This window comes from Microcoleus sp. LEGE 07076 (assembly GCF_015207455.1).
Lineage (GTDB): Bacteria > Cyanobacteriota > Cyanobacteriia > Cyanobacteriales > Microcoleaceae > Microcoleus.
This window is the reverse complement of record NZ_JADEWV010000214.1, coordinates 1-9482: the sequence shown is the minus strand read 5'-3', so window position 1 is coordinate 9482 and position 9482 is coordinate 1. Positions and strand designations below refer to the sequence as shown.

General features: G+C 45.3%; 6 protein-coding genes. 2 read left to right on the top strand and 4 right to left on the bottom strand.

The annotated features are described in order from the left end of the window. Positions 1-210: 210 nt before the first annotated feature. Genes IQ270_RS24820 through IQ270_RS24810 form a run of 3 tightly spaced genes read right to left on the bottom strand, consistent with a single transcriptional unit; the run spans position 211 to position 5845 of the window. A complete protein-coding gene (locus IQ270_RS24820; protein WP_193975844.1) occupies positions 211-1116 on the bottom strand; it encodes a hypothetical protein in 906 nt (301 codons plus the stop codon). After that, a complete protein-coding gene (locus tag IQ270_RS32410) occupies positions 1116-4382 on the bottom strand; it encodes a restriction endonuclease subunit S (RefSeq protein WP_193975843.1) in 3267 nt (1088 codons plus the stop codon). Before IQ270_RS32410 ends, IQ270_RS24820 begins: the two co-directional genes overlap by 1 nt. After that, on the bottom strand, positions 4379-5845 hold the full coding sequence (locus IQ270_RS24810) for an N-6 DNA methylase (protein WP_193975842.1): 1467 nt from the start codon (positions 5843-5845) through the stop codon (positions 4379-4381). Before IQ270_RS24810 ends, IQ270_RS32410 begins: the two co-directional genes overlap by 4 nt. A 178-nt stretch (positions 5846-6023) precedes the next feature. On the opposite strand from IQ270_RS24810, the gene IQ270_RS24805 reads away from it, so the two are divergent. Next, positions 6024-6974 (top strand): nucleotidyltransferase domain-containing protein, encoded by a 951-nt coding sequence (locus IQ270_RS24805; RefSeq protein WP_193975841.1) that lies wholly within the window; start codon positions 6024-6026, stop codon positions 6972-6974. Positions 6975-7046: 72 nt separating this feature from the next. Next, the gene (locus IQ270_RS24800; protein ID WP_193975840.1) at positions 7047-7808 is read left to right on the top strand and encodes a nucleotidyltransferase domain-containing protein; all 762 of its coding nucleotides are present in this window, start codon (positions 7047-7049) and stop codon (positions 7806-7808) included. A 318-nt stretch (positions 7809-8126) separates the two neighbouring features. On the opposite strand, the gene IQ270_RS24795 is transcribed toward IQ270_RS24800, so the two are convergent. Next, positions 8127-8819 carry a hypothetical protein gene (locus IQ270_RS24795; RefSeq protein WP_228056673.1) on the bottom strand — a complete coding sequence of 231 codons (693 nt, stop codon included), beginning with the start codon at positions 8817-8819 and terminating at the stop codon, positions 8127-8129. Positions 8820-9482 lie beyond the last annotated feature (663 nt).

The window sequence follows — 9482 nt, the reverse complement described above, 5'->3', positions numbered from 1 at the left end:
TAAAGCATACAGCAGACCCACTCAGTTTTCGCTCAGATGCAAAATAGGTTGCCTAGATTGAGCGAAAATATGGGCTAGGATGGCGGAAAGTGGTAGAATACTTCGGAGAGCTTAATTCAAATCCTGTATTGCCCATTCATAATTTCCTCCTGGGAACTTCCGACTAAATTCCCCCAAACACCAACGTTGTTAGTTTAACCCCTTTAATACTCACTTCAAATTGAGAATATTTTCGAGCCACTGTCTCTTGACCTGGTGGCCACACTCCATCTTGTATATCTCAGCCCGTGCGTAGGCTAATGCTGCCGCTGAGTATTCGGAATCATGGTTGATAGCCCGAAGAAGTTTCTTCTGCTGACTTTTATAGATTACTTTCATATCCGGATCAATAATTTTTGAATAGGCTATCTCCATTTCTTCGACAAGTTGCCGAATAGTCGAAGCCAAAGTCTTTCGCTCGACAACAAGCTCTCTACAGTGAAGATGGTAGACCAAAATCGAAGTTGCAGCTCTATCATGTTCTCGCGTGCCTGACGGCTTTGCAGGAATAGGTTGTCCATTGGGAAGAAATGTTAGCAGTTTCCAGTCCTCTGGGTCGATCGGATCGAGAAGCTCAACCTCTTCCTGCTTCCACTTGTCTCCTTCTAACCGTGCCCTGAAGCTTCCGGGTGCGAGGGGAAAGTGATCCCACTTCCCTCCATCAGTCCCGTCATCAACGCGACGTTGGTTACACCATTGACATGAGTAGCGATAGTTATTCCATTGGAATGCGAGCCACCAGTAACCCTCATGGTATGGGTCTTCAGCCACTCGGTTCTTCGGACGAAAGTGATCGACATCTTTGTCAGAAGTTGGGTTTTTGCTCTCGGAATACCAGCACTTTCCCTTTCGGAGAACAGATAATGGCTGGGCGAGATCGCGCCAAACTTTCTGGCGTGCTGATTTTTTCAATCCATCTGTAATCGCTTTCTTTCGTGCAGTCGCAATATCCTCTCCAGCCAACTTAGCAGCCTGTTCAGCATTCTCTATTTCCTTTCGCAGTTCATTGAGAGCCTTATCAGCCCGCGTCTGCCATTCATCTGGAAACTCAAGTTCGTCGATGTCAACCCAGCGCATTAGTCCACCGCCTCTGCTTGCAATTCCGCAATAGATTCCTCAAGAACTTCCCGTGCGATCCGATCGATCTCGTCCTGTTGTTCTGGATTCAGGAATCGAACGCCAGCCATTAACTCACTGTGTCGTCGTCCCCATGCACGGACAAAAGCAGCATAGTAGGGATCGCTGAATGCCTTCTGGAAGCCCGCTGCCTCCAAACGTTTGTTGATTTCTTCAATATCTTTAACTTCGTCCGGGGTCAAGGAACCCTCCTTAGCTACAAGGCGAACTTTATTGTCCAGATCCGCAAGCGTTTCTTCATCAAGGTCGCTCCGCATCCCAAACATCTCACTCGTGAGAATACCAGTAAATCCAAGTCCACGCGGGTTGACGGTTGGCTGATCCCATCTGCAAACACCTGTCTGCCAATCCCGTTTGAGGAGGTGAATCTGCTCTTTGAATAGGCTTGCGATCACCAAGGGATCGTGGGTTGACATCAGAATTTGACTTGTTTGTTGTTCTTCTGACTCGCTGGAATCCTCGCTCATCAAGCGAGTCAACAGCTTTAGGTATTCCACACTCCAATGCGGATTGAGATGCGTATCCGGCTCATCAAGCAGCACTAAAGACTGGTGAGATTTCGTGAAGCGCATTAAGCCCAGCACCATGAGTAGTTGCTGCTCGCCCTCGCTCAACTCGTGAAACGTGATCGGCACTTGCTTCATATTGGTCGCTTTCACACGAACCTGAATTTTCAAGTCATAGATCAGTTCCGAGAAGTCGGTACTCTCAAGAGCGAGGAAGAATGTCCGCGCATCCTGGTATTCAGCAGCAAAGGCGTGCAAGCTCTTCAAATCAGGCAGAAAGAAGTAGTAGTGGTGTTCACGGTTCGAGCGAAAACCGTCTGGGATGGTCTGTTCAACTACCATAGGCGCAATGGCAAATCGCCTGAGCCGTTCCATAACTCGACGCATGATACCGGTTGCGCCCCAAAAATCTTCAGCAGTTTGACCTGGCTTCGCCCAACGTGGCCTGCGGATTACGAATAGTGCCGACTCAAAACCAACGATCCGCAGTCTGTCTTCAAGGAAGCGGCTAATACCAGCATCTTCCTTGTGGCAAAAGGCAAGTAATACGTATTTTGCGTGATGATTTTCGGCGCAAAAGAACCGCCGCTGCTCCAGGAGGTACGTAAGGGTGGCAGGATCATCGGATGTCGCTTCTCGCAAGCGAACATAGTGAGCCTGTTTCATTGGTAAAAAATGTTCAGCCAAACGATTTGTGGGACCAGAATAATAGCCGAAGATAAATCGGGGTAATGGTAGTTTTCCTCGATTGATACTTGTGAGGTTGTCTGACTCGTTCGTGCCTTCTTGAAATATTCCCATCTTCAAATTAGGGCGTTTCATTTCCCCCGGATGCCAAGAGACTTCTACTGTTTGCTCATCCATTTGGTAACGTAGTCGATAGCCCTTCATTGGCTTCTTAGTCCACCGATTCTGCTCTACCCATTCGTGCAGATCACGCAAAATAATGACTAAGGCTTCAAAAAGGTTTGATTTACCGGTGCCGTTCCAGCCAAGCACAATATCAATGCTATGGGAGGGGTCAAAACGAACTGTGTAGTCAGTCAGGTTCTTGAAATTCTCCAACCAAAGCTCCACCAAGCGGAAATGTCCTTTGGGTGTGGAATTTTTAGCTGTACTATTAACAATTGAACTTTGTTGCTGCGGACTTTCTTCCAGATGCTTTTCAAAGGCAACTGATACTTCTGGGGTAGCACGCAATGCTTCATAAAACTGCACTACCTCGTCTTTGCTAAATCCTGCTTGGTCAAAAAGTTGTCGAGCATCAGCTTTGCGCCCTATTTCCGCAAATGTGGAACGAAGAGCCTCCGAATAATCTGATGGTTGTTTCATGTTGTTTTTTGGGGACTCTTTGGTTGAGCGGTGGACAATGCGTGTTGTCTTGCGCTCAGTCTCTATACGGGCTTTCTCAACTTGAATCCTTTCGAGAAGTAATGATATCGGTTCATCATTAGGATCTTGTGGAACCAGTTCACCTCGAAATGCCTTAGATAGTAGTGCTGGTGTCAATTTATCGACTTGGGCAAGGGCTTTCTGGTAGCGGGCTTCAAGGCGATCGGCGTAAGTAAACAGACTTTCGGCACGCCGAACAATTTCTAGTTGTTCCTGAATGGTCGGTAGTGAAAGCTGTAGTGAGAGTAAAACTCGCTGATTTAGATTGACCATCGTTGAACCTACAGCATTAGCTTCCAAAACTTCGACGGTAGCAGGGCTAGATAAAAACAATTGAAGATAGTTAGGGAGAAGTTGGGATTGAACTCTAAGAATTATACAACCCGTACCACAAAGCCACCCTTCCTGTTCTGGTTGCACAACCGCACAACGACCCATGACACCACGCCTTGCAATAACAACATCTTCAGCCCTAAGCATAAAATCTGATAATTGCTCTGCTTTCTTAGGAGAGACTGTCATGTCATCTGAGTGGGTTATTTTTCTATCGTTTATATGCATAGGATTGACAACTGGAATCTCTCCAGCCACATAATCCGACTTGTGTAAAGCGCTTCCAAATGGTCCAGTCTTTATCTCTGACAAAACCTCAGATAGCAATACAGTTTGAATGGAGGAAAGATCGCTACTTGCACGCCAGTTCTCAGTAAGTTGCCCTGATGTTGCTGCTGCTAGGACAGATTGGCGGAAGCGTTTGAGGATGAGGGTGATGCGATCGAGCCTCTTTCGACAGGCATCTACCCGCGCAAGTAGAGTATCAAGCTTATCAGCGATCCGTTTTTGTTCGTTAAGTGGTGGCAGAGGAACCAACCAGTTCTTAAGGACAGCCTGTGAGATATTTGGTTGTGCAGCACCTTTTCCAGCTTCAATAAACGGATCTTTTTGTGAGCATAGATAGTAATATAAGAACTCGTCAGTCGTCAGATTTTGATCTGGTATTCCTACTGCACAAGCTTGATTAGTCGCAGCATCAATACCGAGAACACTAACTTTCCCAATAGTTGCACCATACATTGCAATAGCAACAGATCCCCTTGGAAATACCTTCGCACTGGAGTTAGCAAGACCAAGCTCGCTAATGGTTTCTTCGGTGCGCTCTATCAGAGGTTTACCAAGTTCACCAGTCTTAATCCATGGAATGCCACCTCCAAAATAGGCTAAGTTTGTCCGTGAAGGTGTGCCACCGGAGCCCCAGGTAGCAACCTCAGATAACGAAGTGATAATCCAATTTTCAGGAAGTTCGCTCACACTTCTACCTCCTCACCCAACTCCTCCAGAATTCCGCGTAGTTGTTCCATCGCGGCTTCCAGTTCGCTGATCGCTTCTTGTGCAAGTGCTACGGGTTCAGGAAGTTCATCAGTTCCGCCTTCGCTTTCATCATTGAGCCAGGAAATATCCAGATTGTCACCCAGTTCTGCTATCGAGTCGCGGGTAAATTTTCTGAAACGCCCTTGCTCCCCAGTATCTACACGCTTGGTAAGACTCCCCCGGCTACCGAATGAGTCATCGCCAAAGGCAACTTCAAACTCGGCAAAATGCTTGCGTGTGAGTTGGGTGCGCTTGCCAAACTGTGGCATATTAGCACGTAGGTCGTATACCCAGACTTCTTGAGTGTTACCTTTTTCCTTCTTGCCACGAGTAAAAAACAAGACATTAGTCTTAACTCCCTGTGCGTAGAAGATGCCAGTCGGTAGACGCAGAATAGTATGTAGATTACACTTATCCATTAAGTCAGCGCGAATCTGCTTCCCCGCGTTGCCATTAAACAGTACATTGTCAGGCAACACCACCGCAGCGCGACCACCAGGCTTAAGACCTTGGTAAATGTGTTGTAGGAAACAGAACTGTTTATTACTCGTAGGAAAAGTAAAATCTTTGCGAGTAGGTAAGCCACCCCCTTTCTTGGAACCGAAGGGTGGATTGGAGAGAATTAGCGTTGCTTTTGGCAAGGCTTCTCCCTCGAACGAGAGCGTATCGCCATAGTGGATACCAGCCCCTTGTGGGTCAAATTCAATTCCATGCAACATCAAGTTCATTAATGCTAAATGGTGTGTGTCTTGCACGTGTTCCATGCCGTAGAAAGTATTGTGGCGGTATTTGCGTTTCTGTTTTTCTGTCCAGCTATCCGGGTCGCCGTTTTTGCGTATATTGCGTATATAGCGATTAGCTGCGATCAAAAAGCCACCCGTACCAGCGGCCGGGTCTTGAATAATGTCTTCTAGGGTAGGGCGCATGACATACACCATACTGTCGATCAACGCACGGGGCGTAAAATACTGACCAGCACCAGACTTCTTTTCATTGGCGTTTTTTTCCAGCAGCCCTTCATACACATCGCCCAGACCTTCCTGCTTGGCGCTGTACCAGTCAAGCTTATTGATCTCAGTGACCAGTGTAGAAAATGTGGTGGGCTTTTTGATGGAGGAACTAGCATTAGAAAAAATTTCTTTAACAAGTGTAGAACCGCGATTACCAAGGTAAATCAATAGCCGCTTGTAGAACTCTAGGCGCTCAAGTGCGGCTTGGCCTTCCAGGTCATCCCAGCGATAACCGTCTGGAAGTTGGTTCTCCGTGCTGGTCTCTTTGGCCATCTTTAAAAACAACAGGTACGTCAGTTCAATGACGTATTGGTGATAGGTCACTCCGTCGTCCTTAAGGATATTACAGAGATTCCAGAGTTTGGCAACGATGTCGTGGGTGATGTTATTCATAAGCAAAGTTATTGTACCTCTTGCTCTGCTCAGGCAACAGGTTTTTGCCCCAGTTTAGGGAAATTAAAACTCGTCCATTCATTTCCGACATCCCAGAATAACGTCATATCCCCCTTTTCTTTATACTACAGATATGCTACACTAAAATTGTAGCTCGTGCCCCGCCGGAGGTTCCCTCGTGACAAACCCCAATATTCCTCAAAATTTCAACTTAATCATCCCCGCAGGAACCCAAATTGTCACCAAAATCGAAGTCAAAAATCCTGCAACTAGCGAATTTTGGAAACCGGGATTAGTAGGTGTGATTGTCAAATCGCCTACGGACAATTCCCACGCATATTTAGTCAAACTCCCAGACGGAACAGAAGTTAGTCTGCGACGGCACGAACTCAGTATCCGCAAGCAGTTTCAGAGCGAAGGATTGCAGTCAGGAGGAGATTTTCTGGCAGAATACAACCTCTATGATTCTGTGATTTACCGCTGCATTGTTGGTTCGAGAGCTTACGGTTTGGATAACGAGCAATCTGATACAGACAGGCGCGGAATTTACCAGCCGCCGGCAATTCTTCATTGGTCGCTTTACGGCATTCCAGAACAATTGGAAAACAAGGAAAATCAGGAATGCTACTGGGAACTGCAAAAGTTTCTAATCTTGGCACTCAAAGCAAATCCGAATGTGTTAGAATGTTTGTATACGCCTTTGGTAGAAACTGTTTCTCCGGTAGCAGCCGAATTGTTGGAAATTAGGGAAATCTTTCTGTCTCAATTAATTTATCAAACTTACAATAGCTACGTTTTGTCTCAATTTAAAAAAATGGAGCAAGACTTGCGGAATACAGGAGAAGTGCGATCGAAGCACGCGATGCACTTGATTCGCTTGTTGCTGTCGGGAATTACGGTGCTGAAGGAGGGGTTTGTGCCGGTGCGGGTGCAGGATTTTCGATCGCAATTGCTATCTATCCGCAATCAGGAAATCTCCTGGGATGAGGTGAATCGCTGGCGGTTGAGCTTGCACGCAGAGTTCGATCGCGCTTTTGCAGAAACTTCCTTACCAGAACGTCCTAATTACGAGAAAGCTAATCAGTTTTTGATTAAATCGCGTCGGAGGGCGATTTCAATCGGCGATTGAATTGGTGATTGAATCGGCGATTGAAATCGCTTCTACACAAGCCAAGTCCACCTGCGCGGACTGAAGAAATAAATGATAGAATACATCTCTAATCTCGCTAGAATTATCTCGGTTCGACCTTACCCGCTGCTGTTTGCGACTGTCAGCGGATCGCATTTATACGGCTTTCCTTCCGCAGATTCTGACTTCGACTTGCGGGGAGTCCATATTTTGCCGTTACCAGAAGTAGTCGGATTGATTACAGGAGAAGAAACCATCGAAGTTTCTGAGGTGCGGGAGAATTTGGAACTGGATTTAGTGACTCACGATATCAAGAAATTTTTTGATTTGTTGTTGCGGCGCAATGGCTATGTTCTCGAACAACTGTATTCGCCGCTAATAGTTTACACTACTCCCGAACATGAGGAATTAAAAGCCATTGCTTCTAACTGTATCACGAAGCATCACAGCCACCACTATCTCGGTTTTGCTCAAAATCAGTGGAAATTGTTTGAGAAAGAACGCCCGCGCCGGGTGAAACCTTTGCTGTATGTTTTTCGGGTGTTGCTGACAGGGATTCATTTGATGCAAACGGGGGAGGTAGAGGCGAATTTGGTGAAGCTTAATGATAAATTTCAGTTGTCGTACATTCCTGATTTGATTGCGAGAAAGTTGGGCGGGGCGGAAAAATCGGTGTTGGAAGATACAGATTTAGAGTTTTATCGACAAGAGTGCGATCGATTGATTAAGCTCTTAGAAGAGGCAAGTTTTACCAGTCATTTACCATCCAATCCTGATGCAAAGGTTGCTCTTAGTGAATTCTTGGTAAAGGTGAGAATGTCATCTGTGAACTAAGCGGTTCTAGTTCTAATTACTCGTTTGGTGCGGAACATTGCAGAACCTCTATTCCCACACACACTAATACCAAAAAAACCGGGTGTTTTATTGTGATTCAAGACAAAAATGTAGTATTTTCGTCCTCCATCAAACCTGGTTGTAAGGATCGAAAACTTAATAACTTAAACACCTTCTACAGTCTTCTCTCCTGTAAGTTGCAAGAAAGAAGGAGGCAGAGCCTCGCCTATCTGCATTACCAGGCAGAGCCTGGTAACGAGCAATTTCAAGGCCAGAATGCAGTATTTTTGTCGTCGATTAAACCCGGTTGTAAGTGATTTACCTTGAGATATTTGTGTTGGCTGGTTCGCTGATAGCCGGTAGGCCGATATTTTCATGTTCGGTAACGTATGTTTGTTTTCCTGGTATGTAAATATTCCAAGTTGCCCCGCCTAAAGATGTCTTGATATATGAAGTCAATGCGTGAATAAATACAACGATGCCGAGCATTTCTAATGACTCTTCAATGGTTACTATTGTCTGGTAAAGTATATTATTCTCTCCCGCTGTAGAAGATCGGTATGCCCCTACCAATTCCATCCCTAGCGCTCCTCCAATATAAAGAGCGGTTGCTGCAACAAACAATTTTCTTGTAGGAACAGGAAGGTGGAACAGAAACTTAGTGTAGGATAAGAGAAATATCACTACTAGAATACCGATCGGCACAACCCAAGTAAAGTAAAGAATTCCTGTGGCATTTAGCATGGTTCGCATCGGTTGTATCAGTTTTTCGTGCAATTGACCAGCTTCGTCTACAGCTAGATATACAAATATGAATGATAAAACTTTCCAGTAATTCTTGTAGCGACAACTATCCAAATTTTTCACATAGGCGATCGTACCCAGCAAGAAAGAACAAAACAGCAATGCCAAAGCTGAGTATGCGGTTGGAATGTTCCGCTCGGAATCCACGCCGAATGCCCTTACTAAGTAGTTGTCCGGCGATACACCAGGCAACAAGTACGCAGCCATCTGACTTAAGAAAGATATTACAACCAGACAGGTGACTACTCTGAGCAAAAATTGGGTGATAGTCCCTGGAGCTAGAGGAATTTGAAATTTCATGTTTTCTTAACCGTTTGTTTAATTTTAGATTAAGCATATGTTATCACAAAAATTTTTTTGTCGGTATATCTACGGGCATAGACGAGTCATCGCGGTGAAGAGTTTATTTTTTTATTGTAAAATTATAGCTTGGTTAAGAAATGTAGCAGAGATCGATCGCCCGCAAGTTTATTCGTGCAAATTAACAAAAATTTAATTATTGAAAGGTAAATTAGAGATCTCGAAAAATGAAGCTGAAATCCTGACTGCGGTTGAGTAGAGCTCTACATTCGGTCGATCTCTGACAGAGAAACTCGGCTTCAGACAGCCGATCGCCCTAAGTACCTAGGATTTCTGCCATCAAAGGCGATCGCCAATCTCAGTGAAAATTCTGAGCTCGAACAAGAGGCAGAATTAACCGGACATTAACACTCCTAAGTGCATTAAGACCGAAGAAACCGGGTTTTTTACCAGATATTTCTGTCAAAACACATAATTTTCGTCCATCAAACCCGATTTCCGATCGCCCATGTCTCCAATACTAATTAACTAAGTTCGCACTCACAAAAGCCAGTCCTTAAAGATCGGAAC